Source organism: Marinobacter sp. V34 (assembly GCF_055524115.1).
Window position 1 is genome coordinate 228,922 of sequence record NZ_JBUPZY010000003.1, and the last position, 22,879, is coordinate 251,800.

At 57.9% G+C, this 22,879-nt stretch carries 21 protein-coding genes; 5 read left to right on the forward strand and 16 right to left on the reverse strand.

The features are described 5' to 3' along the window. Window positions 1–118 precede the first annotated feature (118 nt). The 11 genes from fliJ to AC0B60_RS06600 all read right to left on the reverse strand — a co-directional run bounded on the left by fliJ (window position 119) and on the right by AC0B60_RS06600 (window position 12,353). Window positions 119–559: a flagellar export protein FliJ gene (fliJ, locus tag AC0B60_RS06550; RefSeq protein ID WP_465084959.1), complete on the reverse strand. Its 441-nt coding sequence runs from the start codon at window positions 557–559 to the stop codon at window positions 119–121. Continuing rightward, window positions 559–1,950: a flagellar protein export ATPase FliI gene (fliI, locus tag AC0B60_RS06555; RefSeq protein WP_465084960.1), complete on the reverse strand. Its 1,392-nt coding sequence runs from the start codon at window positions 1,948–1,950 to the stop codon at window positions 559–561. The genes fliJ and fliI overlap by 1 nt, the downstream gene beginning before the upstream one ends. Then, window positions 1,922–2,773 (reverse strand): flagellar assembly protein FliH, encoded by an 852-nt coding sequence (locus tag AC0B60_RS06560; protein WP_465084961.1) that lies wholly within the window; start codon window positions 2,771–2,773, stop codon window positions 1,922–1,924. Before AC0B60_RS06560 ends, fliI begins: the two co-directional genes overlap by 29 nt. Beyond that, on the reverse strand, window positions 2,773–3,813 hold the full coding sequence (gene fliG, locus AC0B60_RS06565; protein WP_465084962.1) for a flagellar motor switch protein FliG: 1,041 nt from the start codon (window positions 3,811–3,813) through the stop codon (window positions 2,773–2,775). The genes AC0B60_RS06560 and fliG overlap by 1 nt, the downstream gene beginning before the upstream one ends. Then, the gene (fliF, locus tag AC0B60_RS06570) at window positions 3,806–5,506 is read right to left on the reverse strand and encodes a flagellar basal-body MS-ring/collar protein FliF (protein WP_465084963.1); all 1,701 of its coding nucleotides are present in this window, start codon (window positions 5,504–5,506) and stop codon (window positions 3,806–3,808) included. The genes fliG and fliF overlap by 8 nt, the downstream gene beginning before the upstream one ends. 15 nt (window positions 5,507–5,521) lie before the next feature. Further along, the gene (gene fliE, locus AC0B60_RS06575; RefSeq protein ID WP_036204822.1) at window positions 5,522–5,890 is read right to left on the reverse strand and encodes a flagellar hook-basal body complex protein FliE; all 369 of its coding nucleotides are present in this window, start codon (window positions 5,888–5,890) and stop codon (window positions 5,522–5,524) included. 217 nt (window positions 5,891–6,107) lie between these two features. Then, window positions 6,108–7,574 carry a sigma-54-dependent transcriptional regulator gene (locus AC0B60_RS06580; protein ID WP_465084964.1) on the reverse strand — a complete coding sequence of 489 codons (1,467 nt, stop codon included), beginning with the start codon at window positions 7,572–7,574 and terminating at the stop codon, window positions 6,108–6,110. Window positions 7,575–7,586: 12 nt separating this feature from the next. Further along, window positions 7,587–8,855: a sensor histidine kinase gene (locus AC0B60_RS06585; protein WP_465084965.1), complete on the reverse strand. Its 1,269-nt coding sequence runs from the start codon at window positions 8,853–8,855 to the stop codon at window positions 7,587–7,589. Between the two features lie 223 nt (window positions 8,856–9,078). Next, a complete protein-coding gene (locus AC0B60_RS06590; protein WP_465084966.1) occupies window positions 9,079–10,530 on the reverse strand; it encodes a sigma-54 dependent transcriptional regulator in 1,452 nt (483 codons plus the stop codon). A gap of 71 nt (window positions 10,531–10,601) precedes the next feature. Next, complete coding sequence (locus AC0B60_RS06595) at window positions 10,602–10,928, reverse strand: SOS cell division inhibitor (protein WP_465084967.1); 327 nt, start codon at window positions 10,926–10,928, stop codon at window positions 10,602–10,604. 66 nt (window positions 10,929–10,994) lie between these two features. Beyond that, on the reverse strand, window positions 10,995–12,353 hold the full coding sequence (locus AC0B60_RS06600) for a DUF1329 domain-containing protein (protein ID WP_465084968.1): 1,359 nt from the start codon (window positions 12,351–12,353) through the stop codon (window positions 10,995–10,997). Between the two features lie 261 nt (window positions 12,354–12,614). On the opposite strand from AC0B60_RS06600, the gene AC0B60_RS06605 reads away from it, so the two are divergent. Both AC0B60_RS06605 and AC0B60_RS06610 read left to right on the forward strand, forming a co-directional pair. Beyond that, complete coding sequence (locus AC0B60_RS06605) at window positions 12,615–13,091, forward strand: DUF6586 family protein (protein ID WP_465084969.1); 477 nt, start codon at window positions 12,615–12,617, stop codon at window positions 13,089–13,091. Between the two features lie 51 nt (window positions 13,092–13,142). Beyond that, complete coding sequence (locus tag AC0B60_RS06610) at window positions 13,143–13,403, forward strand: hypothetical protein (RefSeq protein WP_007155189.1); 261 nt, start codon at window positions 13,143–13,145, stop codon at window positions 13,401–13,403. Window positions 13,404–13,406: 3 nt separating this feature from the next. On the opposite strand, the gene AC0B60_RS06615 is transcribed toward AC0B60_RS06610, so the two are convergent. Both AC0B60_RS06615 and lexA read right to left on the reverse strand, forming a co-directional pair. Continuing rightward, the gene (locus AC0B60_RS06615; protein WP_465084970.1) at window positions 13,407–13,895 is read right to left on the reverse strand and encodes a cell division inhibitor SulA; all 489 of its coding nucleotides are present in this window, start codon (window positions 13,893–13,895) and stop codon (window positions 13,407–13,409) included. A 92-nt stretch (window positions 13,896–13,987) separates the two neighbouring features. Next, window positions 13,988–14,596 carry a transcriptional repressor LexA gene (gene lexA, locus AC0B60_RS06620; RefSeq protein ID WP_036204787.1) on the reverse strand — a complete coding sequence of 203 codons (609 nt, stop codon included), beginning with the start codon at window positions 14,594–14,596 and terminating at the stop codon, window positions 13,988–13,990. 176 nt (window positions 14,597–14,772) lie between these two features. Between lexA and AC0B60_RS06625 the strand changes: the two genes are divergently transcribed. Further along, on the forward strand, window positions 14,773–15,768 hold the full coding sequence (locus AC0B60_RS06625) for an amidoligase family protein (protein WP_465084971.1): 996 nt from the start codon (window positions 14,773–14,775) through the stop codon (window positions 15,766–15,768). Then, the gene (locus AC0B60_RS06630; RefSeq protein WP_465084972.1) at window positions 15,761–16,525 is read left to right on the forward strand and encodes a gamma-glutamyl-gamma-aminobutyrate hydrolase family protein; all 765 of its coding nucleotides are present in this window, start codon (window positions 15,761–15,763) and stop codon (window positions 16,523–16,525) included. The genes AC0B60_RS06625 and AC0B60_RS06630 overlap by 8 nt, the downstream gene beginning before the upstream one ends. On the opposite strand, the gene AC0B60_RS06635 is transcribed toward AC0B60_RS06630, so the two are convergent. Continuing rightward, complete coding sequence (locus AC0B60_RS06635; protein ID WP_465084973.1) at window positions 16,510–16,710, reverse strand: hypothetical protein; 201 nt, start codon at window positions 16,708–16,710, stop codon at window positions 16,510–16,512. The two genes, AC0B60_RS06630 and AC0B60_RS06635, sit on opposite strands and share 16 nt — an antisense overlap. Before the next feature lie 12 nt (window positions 16,711–16,722). On the opposite strand from AC0B60_RS06635, the gene AC0B60_RS06640 reads away from it, so the two are divergent. Beyond that, a complete protein-coding gene (locus AC0B60_RS06640) occupies window positions 16,723–17,409 on the forward strand; it encodes an SIMPL domain-containing protein (protein ID WP_465084974.1) in 687 nt (228 codons plus the stop codon). Window positions 17,410–17,418: 9 nt separating this feature from the next. Here the strand turns inward: AC0B60_RS06640 and AC0B60_RS06645 are convergent, their stop codons facing one another. Next, window positions 17,419–21,162, reverse strand: coding sequence for a translocation/assembly module TamB domain-containing protein (locus AC0B60_RS06645; RefSeq protein WP_465084975.1), 3,744 nt, complete (start codon window positions 21,160–21,162; stop codon window positions 17,419–17,421). Then, on the reverse strand, window positions 21,159–22,865 hold the full coding sequence (locus AC0B60_RS06650; RefSeq protein ID WP_465084976.1) for an autotransporter assembly complex protein TamA: 1,707 nt from the start codon (window positions 22,863–22,865) through the stop codon (window positions 21,159–21,161). The genes AC0B60_RS06645 and AC0B60_RS06650 overlap by 4 nt, the downstream gene beginning before the upstream one ends. Between the last annotated feature and the right edge of the window lie 14 nt (window positions 22,866–22,879).

Genomic DNA, 22,879 nt, shown 5'->3' on the forward strand with positions numbered 1-22,879 from the left:
GCCTCCATGGTATGCGTGCCGGGTAACGGGAAATGACAGGCGTGCCCAAGGCACCCTGAAATAAAGGATAGCTTACAACACCGAATTTGCATCCGCCCTTTGCTATTTACCAACCCACTCAGCGCCGTCTCGACAGTATCCGCCCGGCGGCTTCGTCCATCTGTTTCTGATCCCTGACATCCTGCTCACGCTGTTCATGCTGGCGGCAGGATTCTATGTACTTTTCCATCCCCCGGCGACGCTCCCAGGCTTTCTGCCATTCTTCGCGGCAAACCTGGAGCCGTTCTTCCGCCTGTGTCAGCAGTTTCTGTTGCTGTACGATAACCTGATCCAACTGGGCGATAAACGCCTGCCAGCCCTGGAGGCGAGCAACAGACACCACACCTTTCTGGCTGCTGCGGATCTGTTCCCGGTATTCCCGCTGATAACGTTCAAGGTTGTCTATCTGCTGACGCTGGGCTTCATGATGCTGCTGCGCTTCCGCCATTTTTTCCAGGGCGGCCTTTTCTTTGCGTTCTTCCAGAGTAAGTACGACCGAAAGGCGCTGGGATCTGAGCATCACCTACCGCCTCCATCGGCCTGCGGCGGAGTTTTGGAGCGATCGGGGGAGCGCCTTTCCGGTACCACCGCCAGCAACTGCTGGACACTGTCCTCCAACGGTGCGCTTTCGTTCAACCCTTGCTGAAGGAACTGTCCCATGTTGCCGATATGGGTAATGGCAAAATCAGTTTCAGGGTCAGAGCCTTTTACATAGGCTCCGACACTGATCAGGTCCCTGGCCTGCTGATAACGCGAGTAGACCTGCTTGAAGCGCTGGGCGCGGGTAAAATGTTCTGCCTCGGTCACCTGCGGCATCACTCGGCTGATGGATGCCTCAACGTCAATGGCGGGGTAGTGCCCTTCTTCCGCCAATCGCCGGGACAGCACAATGTGGCCATCCAGGATCGCCCGCGCGGCATCCGCGATCGGATCCTGCTGGTCATCGCCCTCCGTCAGTACGGTATAAAACGCGGTAATGGAACCGCCACCAGGCCGGCCGTTACCAGTACGTTCCACCAGTTGTGGCAGTTTGGCAAACACCGAAGGCGGGTAGCCTTTGGTCGCCGGAGGCTCGCCCACGGCCAGGGCAATTTCCCGCTGGGCCTGTGCATAGCGGGTCAATGAGTCCATCAGCAGCAATACCCGCTTGCCCTGGTCCCGGTAGTATTCAGCAATTCGGGTGGTCAGCATGGCGGCACGCAGGCGCATCAGTGGTGAATCATCGGCGGGGGAGGCAACCACGACAGATCGGGCGAGCCCCTCATCGCCGAGAATGTCCTCAATGAACTCCTTCACTTCACGGCCCCGCTCGCCGATCAGGCCCACCACGGTGATATCCGCGTTGGTGAAGCGAGTCATCATGCCCAGCAACACACTCTTACCAACGCCGCTGCCTGCAAACAGACCCAGCCGCTGCCCCTGGCCAACAGTCATCAGTGAGTTAATGGCCCTGATCCCCACGTCCATGGACTGACGCACCGGCGCACGGTCCAGCGGGTTGATGATATCGCCACTGAGAGACACCCGGGCTTCCGCCTGTAACGGGCCCTTGCCATCCAGCGGCTCGCCGTTGCCGTTGACCACTCGTCCCAACAACTCGGGCCCTACCGGAACGCGGCTAGCCACCGACAACGGCACCACCCTGGCACCAGGGCGCAGCCCCTCTATGGCCGTGAGCGGCATGAGGTAGACACGGTCATCCTCGAAACCCACCACTTCCGCTTCCACGGTGCCGGCGCCCTGCCCGGTAATGACACAGCGGTCACCGACCACCATAGGGCAGCCCACACACTCCAGGGTAAGACCTACCATGCGCGTCAGACGGCCGGAAAGCTCCGGCAGGGGTTCATCGCTGAAATAGTCCTGCAGCCTTGTCAGGCGTTCAGCCAGGTGTGCTGTCATGGCCTTCATCCTCGTCGGAGTCAAGCACATCGTGCCGGAAGTCGGTAAGGTCGCCCATCATGGCGTCCAATTCTTCTCCTTCGCCGGCGGTTTCGGTATCCAGTTGTCGGTCCAGCATGCCCTGAACGGCCTTCTGGAATCGTTTCTCCACCGTGAAGTCAACCAGGCTGTGGCGGGTTTCCAGCTTACAGCCACCCCTGAGAACAGAAGCATCTTCAACAATGGAGGTGGCTGCCTCGAACCTATCGGCAACCTCACTCACCCATTGATAGTCGTCAGGGTGAATGTGAATACGCACGTTCTCAGACGTGGATGGTAGTGCAGTCATGGCTCGCCGAACCACATCGGTGATGTGGGACGAATCCAGAGAAAGCTCCCGGAACACCACTGAGCGAGCCAGAACGGTAGTCAGGTTGACCAGCGCGGTTTCCACCTCGTCTTCATGACGCTTGATCGGTTCCAGTAATTCACCAAGCAAATGCTCCAGCCGACCCAGCTTGGCATCCACCTCCTTGCGCGTGTCCGCCAGGCCTTCCTCGGCGCCCTGCCCGCGGCCCTCGGCAAGCCCTGCTTCCAAACCTTCCCGGTGCCCCTGTTCACGACCTTCATCAAGACCCGCCTGATACCCTGCGTCACGACCTTCTGCATGGCCGTCGTCACGGGCCGCCTGGCGGATCTCCTCAATATCAGCAGCGGTCAGCGGCTTAACGTCGCGATCTTCTTCCTGCGCCACTTCGTTCCCGCGCGCATCCAATAGCGGAAGCTCCCAACGCTCGTAGGCCGTAAGGTTTTCCTTGGGAATGCGATCGAGGTTACGACGGGGATCTTTCATCACATCATTTCTTCGCCAGCACCGCCAAGGGTGATCTCACCGGCTTCAGCCATACGACGGGCAACGGTGATGATGTCCTTCTGGGCGGACTCCACTTCACTGACCCGTACCGGCCCCTTGGCCTCCAGATCATCCTGCAGAAGTTCGGCGGCCCGCTTGGACATGTTCTTGAAGATCTTCTCCTGAACGGCGTCATCGGCGCCCTTGAGCGCGACAACCAGAACCTCGGAAGAGACTTCCCGCAGCAACGCCTGGATACCACGGTCATCAATGTCCTTGAGGTTATCGAAGACAAACATCAAATCCTCGATCGTTGAGGCCAGATCCGGGTCCATATCCTTGATGGAATCCATCAGGCCGCCTTCGATGCTGCGGTCCATGAAATTCATGATATCCGCTGCCCGCTTGACCCCGCCGATACGGCTGGTCTGGGCAGCCGAGCCACCAGAGAACTGCTTCTCGAGAATATCGTTGAGCTCCTGCAGTGCCTGTGGCTGGATACTTTCCAGTGAGGCCACCCGCATCATCACGTCCAGGCGCACCTTGTCGTCCAGCGTGCCGAGGATCTCCGCGGCCTGGTCCGGATCGAGATAGGAAATAACAATGGCCTGAATCTGGGGGTGTTCGTAGCGGATTATATCGCCCACCGCACGGGGTTCCATCCACTTCAGGGTATCCAGGCCGGTGGTGTTGCCACCGATGAGGATACGGTCGATCAGGCTGGAGGCCTTGTCGTCCCCCAGGGCCTGGGTGAGCATGGTGCGAATATAGTCGTCATTGCCAACCCCCAGACCGGTCTGACCGCCAACGGCCTCAACAAACTGGTTCAGGACATAGGTAACGTCGTCCTTGCTGACGTCTTTCATCTGGGCCATGGCCACGCCAACCCGCTGGACCTCTTTCGGCCCCATGTGCTTGAGCACTTCGGCAGCGTCGTTCTCGCCCAGTGACATCAGCAGGATCGCAGCCTGCTCCACCCGCGGAATCTTGCGCTGGGGCTTTTGCGGCGCATCTGGCTGGCGGTTGTTCTCATCAGTCATCGACATTCACCCACTGGCGCATCACCTGGGAGACCCGCGCGGGGTCTTCCGCAATCAGGCCTTTCAGTGCATTCAATTGCCTATCATAGCTGTCTGTCGCGCCGGGCAAAAGCAGATCGTCCTGTGAATGCATGGCCTCCCGCAAGGCGTCTCCGCCTTCAATGCCATCAAGCCCGTCATAGCCGTCATCGCCGGAGTCGCTCCTGCGCTCGCTGCGGCCACCGCCAGAAAGGCTTTTCAGGGTTGGTCGCAACAGGCCCAGAACCAGAACCAGAATAACCAGGCCTGCGAGAACCTGCTTCATCAGATCCCAGAACCACGGCTGTTCCCAGAACGCCGGTGCTTCAAACTCAATCTGCTCTTCGGCGGCAAACGCGGTATTCATCACCGTAACACTGTCACCCCGGGCTGCCGAATACCCCACGGCATCGCGTACCAGCATGGTCAGGCGCTGCAGTTCCTGTTCGGGCCAGGGTTCATAGCTGACTTCGCCGGTCTGGGGATCCACCACTTTCATGTCATCAACCGCCAGGGCCACCGACAAACGTTTTATGCGCCCAAGTTCCTGGCGGATATAGCTCACGGTGCGGTCCATTTCGTAGTTTCGGGTCGACTCTTCACGCACATTCACAGGTGGCGCCTGGACGTTGCCCTCGTCATCGGCCGTTGCCTGTTCCGGAACCGTCGGCTGAGCGGGCGGCTGGTTAGACAGCGCGCCGGGAATACCACTGGCGCCGCCACCGGCACGCCGCTCGGACATCTGGCGCTCGCTGCGCACGGCTTGCTGTTCGGGATTGAACAGCTCCTCAGCCTGTTCCACCGAAGAGAAATCAAGATCCGCCGTCACTTCCGCGCGAAAACGACCGTCGCCCACCACCGGCCTAACCATGGAGGCAACCCGGCGGGCCAGGCGGTCCTCTACACGGGAAGTGTAATCGTACTGGTCTTCAATCTGCTGGCTGTCACCGCCATCGTCACGACCGGTGAGCAGGTTGCCGCTCTGATCGACCACGGTCACGTTGTCCTTGCTCATTTCCGGAATGCTGCCGGCGACCAGGTTAACAATCGAGGCAATCTGCTCCTGCTCCAGGCGACGACCCGCAATCACTTCGAGGAACACAGACGCTGTCGGCGTGCGCGCATCCCGGACGAACACCGAGCGCTCCGGAATCGCCAGATGAACCCGAGCAGCGCGAACCGTGCGCATGCTGCCAATCGTTCGTGCCAGCTCGCCTTCCAGTCCCCGACGGAAACTGATGGTTTCCATAAACTGAGAGGTTCCAAGGCCCCTGTCCTGATCCAGCAGTTCATAGCCCATGGTCTGTTCGTCCGTGACGCCCTCCGCCGCGAGTTTCAGACGGGCGTTGTAAACCTCATCGGAGGGCACCAGCAATGCGCCCGTGCGTGGGTCCATACGGTAGTCGATACTGTTGGCGTCAAGAATGGTTGTGACATCCTGTGGATTGTAGCCGGACATATCCCCCACCACAGGCTGGTAATTAGGCTCCTGGGCCCAGAGAACCACGGCAACGCCAAGGGCGACACTGGCGGCAAGCCCTACCATCAAGCCCACCTGTCGCAGCAGGTTCAGCCGGTTGAAGCCGAATATCAGGTCGCTACGGCTTTCGCCGGTATCGTCTCCCCGCGACGCGGGCATGTTCGAGGATGAGGTTTCAGCAGGTACGCTGGCCATGGGTCCGCTCCGCTATCAAACCGGCATATTCATGATGTCTTCGTAGGCTTTCACCACCCGGTTACGAACCTGGGTCAATGCCTCGAAGGAGATGGATGCTTTTTCCGACGCGATCATGACGCGGGAGATATCCATGTTGGGGTCTCCCATTTCATACGCCGTCTTCATATCACTTGATGTCTGCTGGAGTTCATTCACAGAGCCCACAGCCTGGCTGAGCATGTCGCTGAATTTGGGAGTGTCCGAGGTTTCCTGGACCTTGGAAGGACCGTCCATCCGTCCCCGGATGTTGTTGTCCTGTTCAACCCGCTGATTCTCCATCATCTGCGAGCGCATATTGCGGATTTCTGAAAGGACACTGTTGATGTCAGCACGCTGAACCATGATTCACTCTCCCGGCCCGCCGTATAAATGGGCAAGCCATTGACCTGGACATATCTGAACAGGTCAAAGCAAACCACAGGCCAACATACATTAACTCTTGTTTTTCATAATGTTAATGAACAATCGGAGAGAAAGGCGAATGACAGCGACGATCTTTTGACGTGGGCACAAAAAACGGCACCCTTAGGTGCCGAACGAAGGAGCCGGTTGGCTGTGGTCAGGCAGCGGCCAGTTCTGCATCCAGATCGATGCCGGCATCGCGCATCTGGGCCAGTTTGTATCGGAGCGTGCGCGGGCTGATCCCCAACTGTTCCGCCGCCCGGTTGCGTCGACCACGCTCTTTTTTCAACGTTTGGATGATAATTCGGAATTCACGCTGTCGGACTTCATCACCCAGCGACGTGGAAGAGAGCGCTCCGAGGCCTGAAGAGCTTTCCTCGGTATAGGCATCCTGAGCATCCAGGCCAAGGGATTCGGCCCCGGATTCGGATACGACCGGATGTGTCGAGGATGGAGATGTCGTGCTGGCTGTGCCACTTTCCATACGCCCGGTGATTCCGAGTTCCAGGCAAAGGTCGCCAGCATGGACGACATTTCCCTGGTGCAACACCAGAGCCCGCTGTATCGCGTTGTCCAGCTCGCGAACGTTGCCCGGCCATTGATGGGCCATCAGCGCATCCCTGGCATCGGGCGCGAAGGTCACGCCGGTCAGTTTCATCTTGCGGCAATGATTTTTCAGCAACGCGTTCGCCAGCGGCATGATATCCAGTGTGCGTTCGCGCAGGGGCTGCCAGTGCATGGGAAAGACCGTCAGCCGGTAGTACAGGTCTTCGCGGAATTTATTTTCCCGCACGTAATCGGACAGATCTCGGTTGGTGGTGGCAATAACCCGCACATCCAGGGCAATGGTCTTGCGACCACCGACCCGTTCAACCTCACGCTCCTGCAACACCCGCAACAGCTTGGATTGCAGGCCGAGATCCATTTCCGAAATTTCATCCAGCAGGATGGTGCCACCGTTGGCCTGCTCGAACTTGCCCGGAGAGGATGCAACCGCGCCGGTAAAGGCGCCCTTTTCGTGGCCGAAGAGGATGGCCTCCAGCATATTCTCGGGAATTGCCGCACAGTTGATCGCCACGAACGCCTGGTCTGACCTGGGAGACTGCTGGTGAATATAGCGCGCCAACACCTCTTTACCGGTTCCACTTTCCCCGGAAATCATCACCGTTGAGTCACTGGCTGCCACTTTGGCCGCCAGCTGGAACATCCGCTTACTGATCGGATCCTCCGCGACGGGTTGATCGACATTTTTCTGGCGACCGCCGCCGACGACTCTCGTCACAGCATCCACGAGCACGGAGGGCTCGAACGGTTTGACCAGGTAATCGATGGCACCGGACTGCATCGCGGACACCGCATGGCTGATCTGGCCATAGGCGGTGATCAGCATGGTAGGCAGGCCGGGATACCGTCTTTGTACTTCATGCAGCAGTTCATGGCCGGACATTCCAGGCATGTTCACATCACTGACAACCATATCCACCGGCGACTCGGCCAGTTGCGCCAGGGCCTGCTCCGCATCAGCGGCTTCACGGACACGAAATTTTGCCAACTCAAGGGTCGTCACCAGGGCTTCTCGAAGATCCTGGTCATCCTCAACAATCAGAATTTGGGCTTTGGCCATAGTAGCCTCCGATCAGTCATTCTTTGGTGGCTGCTGCCGACGGTCACCTGTCGACAACGAACGCACCAATGGCAGGGAAATGATGGCAACAGCACCTCCGGCGGCAGGCGCATCAATCGCAAACCGACCCTGGTGCGCTTTGACCACTGCCTGGACCACGGCAAGGCCCAAGCCGGTGCCATGGGATTTTGTGGTATAGAACGCTTCCAGCAATTGACCCGCCTGCTCCCTGGTAAACCCGGGGCCGTTATCACTCACGCGCACCACCAGTTCCTCGTCGACGGACACAACAGCAACCTCAACCTTGGTCGCCCCGGCCTCAACGCTGTTGTTCACAAGATTGGTACAGGCGCCCACCAGAGCATCGCGATTGCACATCAGCGCTGCGCTATTGATCTGGTCGTTCAGCTCCACCGACACACCGGCAGGGAGTTTCAATCCTTCCAGTGCAGAAGCCAGCGCCTGGACCAGGGTGTCGGCAGACAACTCCTCGGCTAAGCGCGTCTCGCCTCGGGCGAAAATAAGCATGTCACGCACCTGTTGCTCCAGGTGCGTCAAACGGGACATCAATCGTGAGGCACAACGCTGACGCATCTCTTCGTCCAGATCTTCCTGGCTGAGGTGCCCGCCATAGAGAATGGCGGCCGACAGCGGGGTGCGAATCTGATGAGCCAGGGAAGCCACCATCTTGCCCATAGCGGAAAGACGCTGGGCATGGGCGAGCTGAGACTGCAGATGACGGGTTTCTGTCAAATCAGTTAACAGGATCAACTGCCCTGGCTGGTTTTCCATGGTACGAATTTCAATACTGACACGACGGCCGTCCTTGAGTGACACTTCGTGGCCATCATCACGGCGGGGTGCGAAACAACGGCGAATGACATCCACCCACCGCTCTCCATCAAGGGGCTCACCCAATAGCGTGATCGCCGCCGGATTGGTCTGGGTCACCACCCCCTGGCTGTCGAGCACCACAACCCCGGCCGGCAGCGCATGCAGAAGCGTCGAAAGCCGGTCTGCCAGCTCCTCCTTCTGCTCCAACTCCGCCTGGCGCTGCTGCGATTCCGCGGACAGTTCCCCGGACAACTGATTAACACGGGACTCAAGGGTGCGGTAGGAGTCAGTAATCTGCCGGGACATCTGATTAAACAGTTCCAACGCCGTACCCACAGCCTCATCGTCCTGCTCCGGGAACAACGCCGTCACCTTGTCATTGACATCCGCGGCCGCATTGGCCGACGCCTTCGCCGATGACAAACCCACAAATTGCAACTGACTCATAAACTCGCCCTCTGACCGGACTAACCCCCGGCCCGTACCAATCGGATGGATCGTTTGGACGAGACCAAGCCAGCACTGTGCCAACTTTAAATTTTGTTTATTTTTCAACAGGAAGGAAAAACAGAAGAAAGGGATGCGACGGGTTTCCGTCGCCTAAAAACAGCGACGGCGCCGAAGGTTACGAACCTTTGACGCCATCAGAAACCGGCTCTTTGGGGATTGATCAGCTCTCCTCGGACTCCTCATCCCGAAGCCCATACTTCCGAACCTTTTCAACCAGTGTCGTCCGACGAATCCGAAGCTTCTCGGCGGCCCGGGCCACCACACCCCCGGCTTCATCCAGCGCCTGCTGAATCAACTGTTTTTCAAGATTGGAGAGGTAATCCTTCAAGTCGATGCCGTTTACCGGCAGCAGAGCCGGCGCATCCAGCCCCACCAGCCCGGGTATACCAGAGGGCATTCCTGAATCTTCCACTGGACGGTTCTCATCGTAATCGTCCACGTAGCGGAACTTCTTGGGCAACTCCTGAACGCCGATGACGCCGTAGGGGTGCATAATCGCCAACCGCTCCACCAGATTTGCCAGTTCGCGAACATTCCCGGGCCAGTCGTGGCGGCAAAGGCTCATAATCGCCGCCGAGTTCAGCCTGAGTGAGCCGCGCTTTTCCTTTTCCATCCGCGATATCAGCTCATTGATCAGCAGCGGAATGTCTTCCACCCGTTCACGTAAAGCGGGCATTTCGATGGGGAAAACGTTCAGACGATAATAAAGATCTTCCCGGAAGTCGCCCGTTTCTATCATGTCTTCGAGGTGTTTGTGAGTCGCGGCAATGACCCTGACATCAGCTGACTGGGTCCGATTACTGCCAACACGTTCATACGTTCGTTCCTGCAGAACCCGCAGAATCTTCACTTGCATGTTCAACGGCATGTCGCCGATCTCATCCAGGAACAGAGTGCCACCCTCGGCCATTTCAAACCGACCTACCCGTGACGTGATCGCGCCGGTGAACGCGCCTTTCTCGTGCCCGAACAATTCACTCTCCAGCAGTTCCGCTGGAATGGCACCGCAGTTGACCGGCACGAAGGGCTTGTCGCGGCGGGAGGAATGGTAATGGAGGTTTCGCGCCACCACTTCCTTACCCGTCCCCGACTCGCCGGTAATCAGCACACTCACGTCCTTGTCGGCCACCTGCTCCATCAGTTGGCGTACCGATTGCACTTTCCGGCTCGTGCCCACAAGGCTGCGGAAAAGTTGCAAACCACGCTGCTGGCCCCGTTCACGGGAACGTGCAAACTGATCCCGGTAGATCTGTGCACGATAGAGAGAGTCCACGAACTTGGTATAGTTGAGCGGCCATTCCATGCGGGCGATCACCCGGCTGATCTCGTCATCGGACAGGCCGGCCAAATCAGGATCGCCAACCAACAGCAGAGGCACACCCTTTGCAGCGGCACACACCGTAGAAACAGCGGTGGCCGCACCATCATCCTCACCGTTGACAACAGCAACGGAAATCGACTCCATATCGTCCGTATCACCGTTGTTCAGCAGCGAATAGGCTTCGGCTCCAACGACAATGCCCTCTTCGCCGATAAACTCAAGAATGGTGGAAATGTCACGTCTTATCGCATCGTCCTCGCTGAGCACCAGCACCTTATTATTCTTCGACATCCAAACGAATCTCTTGCGGGGATTTGTGCGGTATTTAAGACTGTAAGTGCGCTCGAGTCAATTTTATGACGCTATTTCGGGCGATTTAACGAGACGTTTTGATAGGCTTTTGCCGCGCTGCGGTTCTGATTCACCCCTTTAAGCGCTTTCTGGGCTTCCGCCTTGGCTTCATTTGCCGAAATATTGGCACGATCACAGAATGTCTGCAGAGCTGCCAAACGCTCCCTCACCGGCTCAGGGCTCAGCTCGCCGGCCTCAAGGGCCGCCATAACCGGTTCGATCGTTGGTTTGACCAGCTCATTCAGACGGGACAGTTCGTCCCAGTTCTTCTCCGCAAGCGCGGTTTTTAGATGGTCAACCAGGGTATCCACTGCCTCAAGCTGTTCCGGTACCGACATAACTGCATCTCCTTGAAAACGGTCCGGTAATGCCCCGTGCCTCAACCGGCCCGGGGCTGCCGGTCATCAGCGGCGGGCTGCTCTCCGGGCTGCCGAGGCAGAGAACTGATTGCCGCGGAAGCCCGGCTCGAAATCATAGGCAGGGAAGCCGTTGTCCAGACCATCGATGTAATAGCGCTGAGCGTTCAGATCGTAAGTCATCTCCATGGTAGTCCAGAATACCGGCTCACTGTAATAGCTGATGTTGTGAGCTTCAGACACACGCCAGAGTTCATCGTCACCGTCGTACTCCTCCGTGGCAAGAATCTGCCAGCTATCTTCATCGACGTAGAACACCCGACGGGAATAGATATGACTAATACCGGTTCGCAGTTTCGCTTCAACCACCCATACCCGATGCAGCTCATATCGGGCCAATTCCTGGTTGATGTGCCGGGGCCGGATAACATCGTCCGGCTGGACATCCGCGTCGTGAAGCTCGTAGGCATTGTAGGGTACGAAGATTTCCCGCTTGCCTTTCAGCTCCCAGTCGTACTGGTTAGGGGCACCGTTGTACATGTCTTTCTGATCAACCGAGCGTAGGGATGAGGAGTTCGGCAGATCGGTTTCATAGGCCAGGTTTGGTGACCGACGCAGTCGCCTTGAGCCGGCATCGTATCGCCATGCCAGCCGGGGTGAGCGGATCTGGTCCAGGGTCTCGTGTACCAGAGTGATGGTGCCCGCGAGACTGGATGGCGCGATGGTGTCAGTTTTCAGGTAAAAAATCTTGTTATCAATATCGGCGAGATTCGTGCCGCGGCGACTGTAGGCAAAGAAATAGTCGTACTGGTTAACAACCTGGTTGTAGGAACCATTCACCTGAGGCGTCGCTGACGAGCTACGGAACGACAGCTCCTCGCCGCGATAGCGCAGGATGTGGTTCCAGATCACCTCCAGGCCATTCTTTGGAATCGGGAAGGGGCTGGTCATGATGGTGTCACGTACACCGTTACCGTTGGCCAGAAGTTCCGCGCTGTGGGCATTTTCCCGGGACTTTTCGTACACATCCTCCGGGAAGGCCGCGGTTCGGCGAGTCTGGTACACCGGCATCACAAATTCCGGGCCATATTGCTCAAGCATACGGATATGCCCGTCAGTCAGCTTGTCGCGGTACAAATCCACGTTGTCGCCGGTGATAACGAACAGCGGCTCGTCCTCGGGAAACGGGTTGGTTTCCACCTGCCCAGGTTTCCAATCAGCGGGCGGTTTGGTTAGCCCGCCTGTCCACGCCGGAATGCTGCCAGAGACATTGCCCTGGCGCTCAGCGCCAACCGGGGTCAGCTCGTTACCCAACCGCTGAGCTTCGGATTCACTGACCTTTGCCAGCGCAACGCCTGAAAACCCAAACAATGCCACTGTCAAACCTGCGACCCATTGGTTCCGCATTCCCTTCTACCTCCAAGGTAACCGATCAACCCATGTGTCATTCACCGTTTGGCATGCCTACGCCGGAAACAACAACAGGCGATCAAATGTTATTCAATCGGGGCGCCTTTTTGCCAAATTCAAACGACCGTTTCAAGTGAATATTTGTAGTTTCTTGTCAAAACCACCAAACCAACGGGGGGAGGAGAAATTCACAATGGAAAATGTTATAGTTGGCGATTAATTCATCGCACAGCAGTGAAATCACCCTCAGGTACTACCATGGCGTCACAGTGGCACTCATTGGTTTCCCAGAAAATATTCCTGGCTCGCAACCTGTTGGGGCAACTGGAGCACAGCGACAGCGTTCCGGCGAAAGAAGCGCTGTTGCAAGGCACCATTGAGCTGGGACTGAGGGCTCGAAAACTGGCGCTGATGATGATCGCCAGGGTGTATCAGCACAAGCATAGCCAGCCTGATGACCTCGAGGCATTGGGAGAGCTGATCGGAACCCACAGCCCGGAAATGGCCGAACTGAAGCAGCTGGCGAGTGACGGACGAAGTTGGTGGAGTCATCTCGAACAGCTTGAGCGGCATCAGGGCAACCCACCGGTGACCCGAAAAACGGTCAACAATGACAACGTGATTGCCGTTGCAGCTGACACCGGTCCCGAGCGCTCAAAACAGGCCCTGGAAACCACTCTGGGTGCGATGAAACACTTTATCGATATCCTCGAGGATCGGCACAGCGAGTGGTAATAAACCACGTAATTGCCGAAACCAACGGGAATGAACTGAAAGGCTAGCTTAATGTCACCATCGTTTTTCGAGATCGTACAACTGAGCAACGGAGACTATGCGCTTCGCCGCATCGACGACGACAGTGCACCACTGGTGCAGATATCATTTTCGACGGAAGCCAGGGAAATGATGGAAGACCGGGACATGAATGTCGCCAAGGCCATGATTGCAGCCGGTATCGAGGCTGTCGGTAACGTTGCCCATGATATCGACTGGGAAGACGAAGAGCCGGACACCCAGGACATCCGGCCCTCCTACACACTTCACTGACGATCAACGCTGGCGCAGCACCACACCATGACTGTTACCCCGGGCCGAGGCCTGCTCCAGTGACGCGAGCGCTTCGCGCCCGAGTTTACGGGTCCACATAACCACTGCGTGACAAGTGCCTGCGCTCAGCGCTCGCTCGGCAAGCTCCCCGGCTGGGTAGTCAGGGGTGGACCTCAACACCAACAGCTCGCCTGCAACGATGCCACGCATGGTCTGCCACTTACTGACAAGGCTTTGAGGCGGATCAATCCAGGCTAACCAACGCTTTTCCTGGTTCAACTGCGTGAGCATAGGCAGCAATAGCTGGAAGTTTTCAACCTGCCCTTCGGGCAGAATGATCTCGGTGACATTACCTGCCGGTTTGGCTGGGCGACTCCTGACAGTCGGCGCCCTGACGGTATCATGGCTGCTTATACCGGCAACCTCTGAACCGACAAACCTGCCGCCTCCGTGAGCATAAGCCAGATTCTGATTAAAGCTGAGTTGTTCCATGATAAGCCTCACCTGCCGTTAAGCCGCGCCCGTGGTGTTCAACACTCAACGAAACACGGCCGGATATGTCCGGACACCCCGGGGGGGGGGTATCAGTGAAGATCCGAGCGCCGTATGACACCGACGCCTAGCCCCTCAATGAAGAGTTCCTGTTCTGTCAGGTCCACTTCTATGGGTTCAAATTCTTCATTCTCGGCGATCAAATACACTTTTGAGCCTTCCTTACGGAACCGCTTGACCGTAACTTCCTCGCCCACCCTCGCCACAACCACCTGACCGTTGTGAACATCGTGGGTGCGGTGCACCGCAAGCAGATCGCCGTCAAGAATGCCAATATCCTTCATGCTCATGCCGCGTACCCTGAGCAAGTAATCCGCCGAGGGCGAAAAAAATTCAGGCTGCAGGGTGCAATGGTCTTCGATATGCTCCTGGGCCAGTATGGGACTGCCGGCTGCCACCTGACCGATCACCGGCAAACCAAGGTCAGCCTCCACATCGGGAAGACGTATTCCCCGACTGGCTCCCGGCACCATCTCGATCGCTCCTTTTCGGGCCAGCGCACGCAGATGTTCTTCCGCAGCGTTGGCAGAACGGAATCCAAGTTCTGCCGCAATTTCCGCACGGGTCGGCGGATACCCGGTCTCGTCAAGGTAGCGACGAATAATGTCCAGTACCTGTGTCTGCCTTGCTGTCAGCTTCATTTAGGTTGCCCCGGTTAGCCCTGTTTTTATATACAGTTATTTGACTATATACAGTGTTTTATCCAGTGTAAACCCTGTAAATGCAATTTTTCCTTAATCCGGACGCGGTGGCTGCCCACAGCGCCCTGACGTATGACTGTGTTAAGGTAATCTCAACCAAATAGGGAGTCGCCTGAATGAGCAACAGATGTAGATTACCGGACATCCTCAAGACGGATGACGGCAAGGAACGAAGAGTTGGCGTTGAAATTGAACTGTCCGGCCTCGGTTACGAAGATCTTGTCTCACTGTCCGCAAAGTTGCTGGGAGGTACTGGAAGGTCTGTTGCGCGCTATGTGTCCGAGGTTGAAACAGAATTCGGCGACTTTACCATCGAGCTCGATTCAGACCCGATAAAGGACCTTGATCTGGCAGACGAGCGCCTTCCCGAATCTTTCAGGGAACTCGGCGGCCAGGCCATGAGCGTGATCGACGCTGCGGCTGAAAAATTCGTCCCCCTGGAAATAGTCAGCCCTCCGCTGGCTTTCAGTAAGCTTGAGCGCATAGAGACACTTTGCGATGAACTCCGTAAAGCGGGCGCACTGGGCAGTCGGGAGGCGCTCTACTACGCCTTTGGCTTGCAACTGAACCCAGAGCTACCGGATCTCAGAGCGACAACGCTGGTTCGCTACCTGCAGGCCTTCGCTGCGCTCTACGAATGGCTGAAAGCGCGCCACCAGCTTGATCTCAGCCGTAAGCTGACCAGCTATATTGAGCCCTGGAGCAGCACCTACATTGATCTTCTTATTTCCGAGGATTATGCGCCAGACATGGAGCAATTGATGCGGGACTACCTGCATTACAATCCAACCCGGAATAAGGCGCTGGACCTGCTCCCGCTGTTCGCCCACCTGAACAGCAGTCTACTGGCAGAATACGTTGAGGATGCGCGCATCAAAAGCCGGCCAACACTGCACTATCGGCTGCCTGACTGCGACATCGATAATCCTGACTGGCACTTTTCCACGGTGTGGAATGACTGGATTGTACTGGAACAACTGGTGGCCAACGCTGACGACCTGTCGATACTGGTAACGGAGTTTCGCAATAGTCGCAAACTGAGCCTCCATAACCTGACCCACAGCTGGATAGACACGTCTGACCAGTGGCTTCGGTCCGGGAACTATGTCTGAAAGCCCGGTAGAAAAGCCTGAACACCCGGGCCTTACGATTGGCATCAGCGGCCCGGCACGCCGCAGTCTTGCCCACCGGCTGATCACCTTTGCCCTGCGCCTCCATGGCGCGCGCACCCATTTTATCCGCCCGGGGTCAAAGGTCGACGTCTCGCTGCTCGACGGCCTTGTGCTCTCCGGTGGCACCCACGTACATCCTTCACGGTACGGTCAGACTCCCCAGGTAACCGCACGGTATGATCTGCGCCGAGACGAAACTGATGTTCGTCTGCTGTCCCGTGCTGAAGAATTGAATATCCCGGTACTGGGTATCTGCCGTGGCGCCCAGTTCATCAATATTTTCCGCGGTGGGTCCCTGTGCCAGAACGTGACCCCCCTGCGGGTAAACACCCGCCACCGCCCGCTACTTTTACCATTACAGACTGTTCGGGTCGTCAGTGACAGCCGCCTGGGACACGTGATGCGCAGCCCGGTCATTGGCGCGAACCGCATCCACAGCCAGAGCATCAAAAAGCTGGGCACGCACCTACGCGTTGTCGCCGTGGACAACGACTCGTTTGTTCAAGCGATAGAAAATACCCGCGGGCAATGGTTGATGGGCATCCAGTGGCATCCGGAATACCTGCTTTATCACGGCGGCCACCGGCGCATTTTCAGCCATTTCGTACAAGCAGCGGAGAACAGGAAGCTGGTTCGGCTGGATGAACCTGTCGAAGCCGGGGAAGACGATGAAAATGCGGCTCAAAACGGCAGGTAACGCTGCAACACGGCCTTGATTTCACGAATTTCCCGAGCGTCATCGGGCAGAGCCGTCAAATAACGGGCCGCCCACTCTTTTAGTTGCTGGCGAGTGGTCACATAATGGGGGTCGCTCCCGGTCAGCCTGAACAGGATATCGCGCTCCCGGGGCGTCAATCTGACCTGATTCTCGTGCAATAACATGGAGATCCAACTATGTTCCACAACGTCCGTCGATACCTGCTGGCCTCCACGGCCCTGATTCTGTTTCCTTTAGGCGCATCAGCAGCAGAAGTCAGCCTGAGCGGTCAGGCCTCGGTCAAGTATACGCCAGACAGCGCACGGCTGCAGTTTACCGCTCGTGCCGAGCACAAACTTCCCGAGACGGCCACTCAGGAAGTCAACGAGCAGATGGAAAAGTGGCGGGAGAGCATCGAGGATTTCCGCGACCAACTCAAATCCTACAGCGACGCTTCATTGAACCTCTACAGCCGTTCGATTCCATCACCAGAGCGTCACGAGGAACCCCGGCGAGTGGCCGTTGCCTCGCAAACAGTCAGCTTCACCATCGACGACCTCTCGCTGCTCAACCCAATTCTTGCACAGGCGCAATCGCTGGGTATGGACTACAACGTCGGCCCCCATCAGTTTTTTCATTCCGATGAAGTCGGTTTGCGTAAACAAGCGCTGGCAGGCGCCATTGCGGATGCAAAATCACGCTGCGAATTTGTTGCCCGGGAACTGGACAAACAGTGCGGCGAGGTGATGACCATCAACGTCAATGGTGGCCATCAATCCCCGATGCCAATGATGGCGGAAATGCGAGGCACCTCGGACGCTGTCTCCGAAGTCGGTTCCCGTGAACTGGAGGCCCGGGTAAGCGCGACCTTTGAATTAGAGTAAATCATCCGATCAGAAGTCCCGCGTATAAAATATATCCAGGGAGGCTGCCAATCCACTGGCGGCCTCCAGATAGAAGTAGCGGCCGATATCGTAGCGTAGCGCCACAGTGGTGATGGGCTGAAAGATTCCGACACCGTACCGGATGCTGAGTTCATCCGTCAGGTAACCACTGGCAACGACCGCCGATTCATCTCCTGAGCCTTCCGCCTCCAGCGTCAGATTGCGTATCCCGAATTCCTCACCAATGCCCTGGGTAACCTTGTTAGCCTGGGTCAACCCCAGCGATATGGCTGCCCTGCTCATCTGCCCCTCATCACCGCGACTTTGCGGTGCCCGACCCAGAATCACGTACGAAAGCGCGTCGGTCTGGGGCATTTCAGGCTCGGAGAAGACTTCAGTCTGAGGCGAACTGACCGGGCCACTGAGCCGGATGCCTGCCACAACGTTGTCCACGGTCCGCACCGCCTCGATGTCCAGATAAGGTTCTGACAGGGGGCCCACAAACACCAGCCTCGCGCGACGCAGATCGAGTTCCTGCCCATAGGCTTCGTAACGTCCATCAACCAGTTGCAGGGCGCCCCTGGTATCCAGATTGTTGCCAATACGCAGCGTACCCTCAAGGTTGCCTGTCAGGCCAAAGCCGCTAAAACTCACTTCATCTTCACCCACCACCACGGTGACGTCCATATTCAGGGTGCGGAGCCCACCTTCCTGTTCCTCCACGCCGACGACGACCTCATCCTCGGATACGGAAATCGCCTGGGCGGGTAATTCGCGGATTTCGATCGTGCCCCTGGGTACGTTCAGGTTGCCGGAAACCGACAGGTTGCCGCCTTCGTAGGCAATTGTGATATCCGGCACTAATTCCACCTGGGCGTACGGTTCGTAGCTGAAGGGCAACCGGTCACCGGTCAGCCGTACCTCTACCGAAGGCTCTTCCTCCCAGGCCAACGACCCTGCTATGTTGCCGCTTCCACGTTCATTACTGCGCCAGCGACCGGACAAATCCGCGCTATAACCCTGCAACTCCAGGCTAATTACCAGATCTTCAAGCGGAATTGGTAACCGTGGGTCGGCAATGTGACCTCTGGAGAGTGCAAGCTCACCGTTCACCGCTGGTTTCATTAGCGGCCCAGACAGAGTCCCTTCGCCGTTGAGCTCCCCTTCAACAACCTCCAGCCCGGCAAATATACCGGCCATGGCGATATCCAGACCCGCGATGTTGAACTGCCCATCGACTTCACGAGCATCGCTGTTGGGGTCGACCGACATGCCAACAGAGAGATCGCCTATATCAGGCCCCTGTAACTGCAGGTCCAGCTCCGCCACCTCCGGTTTCAAGCTCAGGCGGGTGGTGAAGGTATTATAGCTCAGGCTCTCCCATTCGTCCCTCACCAGCACCTCAAACTCGCCGGAACCGGCGTCAATGGATACTTCGCCGTCCGGCCCGTCTTCCGTCATGACCACCTGCAGGTCGGCGTTCAATATTGCGTCCCAGCGCAGGGCTTCCGGCAACAGCGGGGATAGCGCCGTGGTCGGGAAATTCTCAATGCGGTAGGCGATGTCCTGAGTCGGCAGCAGAGTCTGGTCCTCGGCACAGACGGAGGCCTGTTGCCATTGCCAGCAGTGCCGTCCCAACGTGAGCCTACCGGCTTCGGTATACTCAAGGGCTGCGGACTCTGACAGGGTCCATTGTTGGCTTTGGGCCGGCACACTGATCTGCCCCTGTTCAAGCCCGCCCGTCCAGGCATTCCAGCTTTCCGAAGCATCTCCGGCCAGCAGCAGCGACAGTTCTGCTTCCTCGTGGCGGGCATTGAGCCTGAGCTGGTGATCATCCCGCGTTCCCGTCAGTGCCAGCGACAGTTCTTCCAGTAACTGTTCGCCATAGCGGGCTTCCGTTCCCCTAAGATCCGCCTGGATGTTGAACCCTTCGCGCAGCGTGGCCGTCAGGTCCAGGCTGGCCAGGCTCAACTGGTCCTGCCATGCCAGGTCGGTGCCGTTGAGCGCCACCTTGCCCCGCGGTTGGTCCACGGTGCCGGAAACCGATGCTGTACCGTTGACGGAACCTGCCAGCCCCGGCAGGAAAGTTTCCGGTGCTGGCAGTTTCAGCTCCAGGTTGCCGTCAATCTGTTGTCCCCAACGGCCCTGGCCGGTCACCCGGTTGTCGCCCACCTCAAGCTCCAGGTCAGACAATGTCCAGTTGCCGGCATCACTGTCCAGCGCGCCCCGTACCAGCGCCTCGTTGGCCTGCCAACTTCCGGAAATGTCCCATTGCGCCTGCAGTGTGGGCGCCCCCTGTTCCTGCAAGCGACCGCTGGTATCCACGTCGCCACTGAGGTCCGCCTCAAGCTCGGGGAGCCAAAAGCCAGGGTTAAAGCTATCCAGCGTCAGGCTTGCATCCCAGGACAACTGATCAGCGAACGCCACATCCGCACGACCGCCCAGGAAACCCGCGCCGGTATTGACTCGCAGATTGGTCAGCGTGACGGCCTCCAGGTCACCCTCAAGATCTCCCGCCATATCGGCATCACCCATAGGGCCACTAACATTGGCGTCGATACTCGCCTGATACTCGCCCCCCTGGTAGCGAACATCGCCATTGAACTGGCGCAAAGTGACCGGTGGCCGCTCAAAATCCGGAATCAGGCTGTACCACGGAAAAGCGTCGAGACTTACCTTGGCGTCTACCTGAAGCGCTTGCTCCCAGCTCACGTTGCCGGTAACCATGAGGCGGCCCGTCTCGGCCTCAGTGGTGCCGGGACCGGTCAGCGCGAGCGCCAACCCATCGAGGCCGTCGGTGGTCACCAATCCCTTTAGCGACACGGGGATATCGCCTGTGGATCCGGGCAGAACTGTGCGTGAGTCCGAACGGAACCCCTTTTCAAGGCTGCCCTTCAGAGCAATCACGGTGTCGGTCAACACCAGGGTTTTCGGCAGCCCCTCCGCCGGGACGAACCGGCTGGAACGGACGGTCAGTTCCGCCGGCAGGGTGCTGTCCAGCGGCGCTACCCTGCCGGCCAGTGTGGCATCAAGATAACCGCTGCTCTGTCCCTTAATTCTGAGATCTGCTGCGCTTCCGGTCAGATTGAGTGCCAGTTGCCAATCAGCGCCATAGGGGGGAGGAAGTGTCAGGCCAACGTCCAGATCCAGTGGCCAGTCACCCCGAGTCTGGACCCTGCCGGAGGCATCGATGCTGATATCATCACGAACAAAGGCCAGGTTCTGCAGATGCCAATCCGAACCGGATCCCTGAGCCTTGAACTGGAGCCGGTCCCAGACCTTGGCATCGTTGAGCGTAAAGGGACCAAGATTCACGTCCCGGACCACCAGCCCCAGCGGTAGATCAACACTGGGAAGGCTGATATCACCGCTGTCTTCTTTGGGCTCGCCGGATGGCTGCAGAGTCAGATCAATGCTGTCTGCCAGGAGTCGCTCCAGACAGAGCTGTTTGTTGAACAGGCAGGTGGGCGACCAGTCAACAACTGGCGACTCTACCTTTAGTCCAACACCGTAGCCTTGCCATGTCAGGGAGGCTGCCTGCCACTGCCCCAGCAACGAACCCTGCCCCTGCTCAACCTCGAGGCCGGGAACCTGATCAATCACCCAGGCTGTACCGGTTTCCGAACGCAGCGCCAGCACCAACAACCCAAGCAGTAACAGCGGTAGCAGGACAATAACGGCCAGCGCTATCAACAACCCGTTTCTCAGGCGTTTTGACCGTTTTGGTGTTGGAGTTTTCGCTTCCTCGCTCATAACTCCGGCCCCATGGAAAAGTGAATGCGCCACTCACCGCCAAACTCGGGATCCAGGCCCTTGGCGACGTCCAGGCGCAGCGGCCCGACCGGGCTGATCCAGCGAATGCCCACGCCGGCACCCGTCGCCAGAGGGTCCGACAGGTCATCCATGGCATTGCCTTCATCAACAAACGCCGCTACCCGCCAGTTTTCAGCAAACTGGTACTGATATTCGAGACTTCCCACCATCAGGTAACGGCCACCAATCGCCACATCCTCGCTGTTCCGGGGTGACAGCGTTTCATAGCCATACCCCCGCACCGTCTGGTCGCCACCGGCAAAAAACCGCAATGACGGCGGCACATCCGAGAACCGATTGGTGGCCACGCCACCAAACTGGAACCGGGATAGGAAACGGTGGTTGTCCGCCAGAGTGTAGAGCCCCTTTACAAGAACATTAGCATGGAGAATATCCACATCGGAGATGACGGCACGGTGGGAGCCAGTCACATCGAACTGGATACGGTATCCCCGTGATGGGTCCAACGGCGAATCCGCCTGTAGTTTTGAGTACCCCAGTCCTGGCAGCAACAGACTGCTCTGCTCGGGCTCATCATCGCCGATGCGAAAACGCTCACCTTCCCAGCGAATCGAGGCAACCTGCAACCAGCCGTTATCGAGCTGATGTTTCCACTGTTGGCCAAGAGTAAGCAGCTCGGACTCCACGTCTTCAATATCCTCCCGCTGATAACCGGCAGAAAGGCGAATGGAGTCTGTCATGGGAGGATCAAGGGGCAGTTCGTACCAGGCGCCCACGTTTTGTCGCGGCACCGAGAGTTCCGTCTGCGCGCCGCGGCGATGGCCCATGGGGTTGATCCAGTGCTCCCGCCAGTTACCGCTGAAGCGCGGCCCCACATCTGTGGAGAAACCCACACCGGCGGCGACGGAGCGCGGAGGACGAGTGGTCAGGTCCACCGATACGGGTATCACTCCCTCCTCGGCTTTACCAGGCGAAGCGTCGATGTCCACTCCGGAAAAGTAGCCGCTATTGGAGAGATCGCCGCTGAGCCTCGCTACTTTGTCGGCGTGATAAATCTCACCGGGCTCAAAACGCACGAACTGTTCAAGCAACTGTTCTTCGAAGCCATGCCCCTCCTTGAAACTCACCTCCCCCAGGCGATATCTCAAACCACTGCGAAAGACCAGGGAGATATCCGCAGTGCGCTGTTCCGGGTTGACTTCCAGTCGGCGGGTGGTGAACTCGCCATCAAAATACCCCAGTCGGCTGGCTCGGTTCTGGATAGTCTGCCGCAACGTGCTGTACTGACCGTGATTCAGCACATCCCCCTCTGATGGCTTTTCCGGTAGGGTTCCCACGAAATCGGGATCCCGACTGGCTGGGCCTTCGATGGACACTTGTCGGGAACGGACGCGAATGGGTTCGCCGGGCTGCACGGTTAATACCAGGCGAGCGGGTGTTTCGTCATCGCCGGGCTGTTCGACCACTTCCCACTGAATCATCGGGCTGTAGTAGCCCAGCGCACGGAGCGCCTCTTCGACTTGTGCTTCGGCGGTGCTGGCGTATCGCCTAAGGCTTCCGGCACTGCGGCCCTCAACCTCACCCAGAAAGGCTTCCGCATTATCCTGAAGCTGCGGATAGTCCCCCTCCACGTTGACCTCCACCTGCTGCGCCCAGGTCAATCCCGGCGTTGCCAGCATCATCAGCCAGACGATCC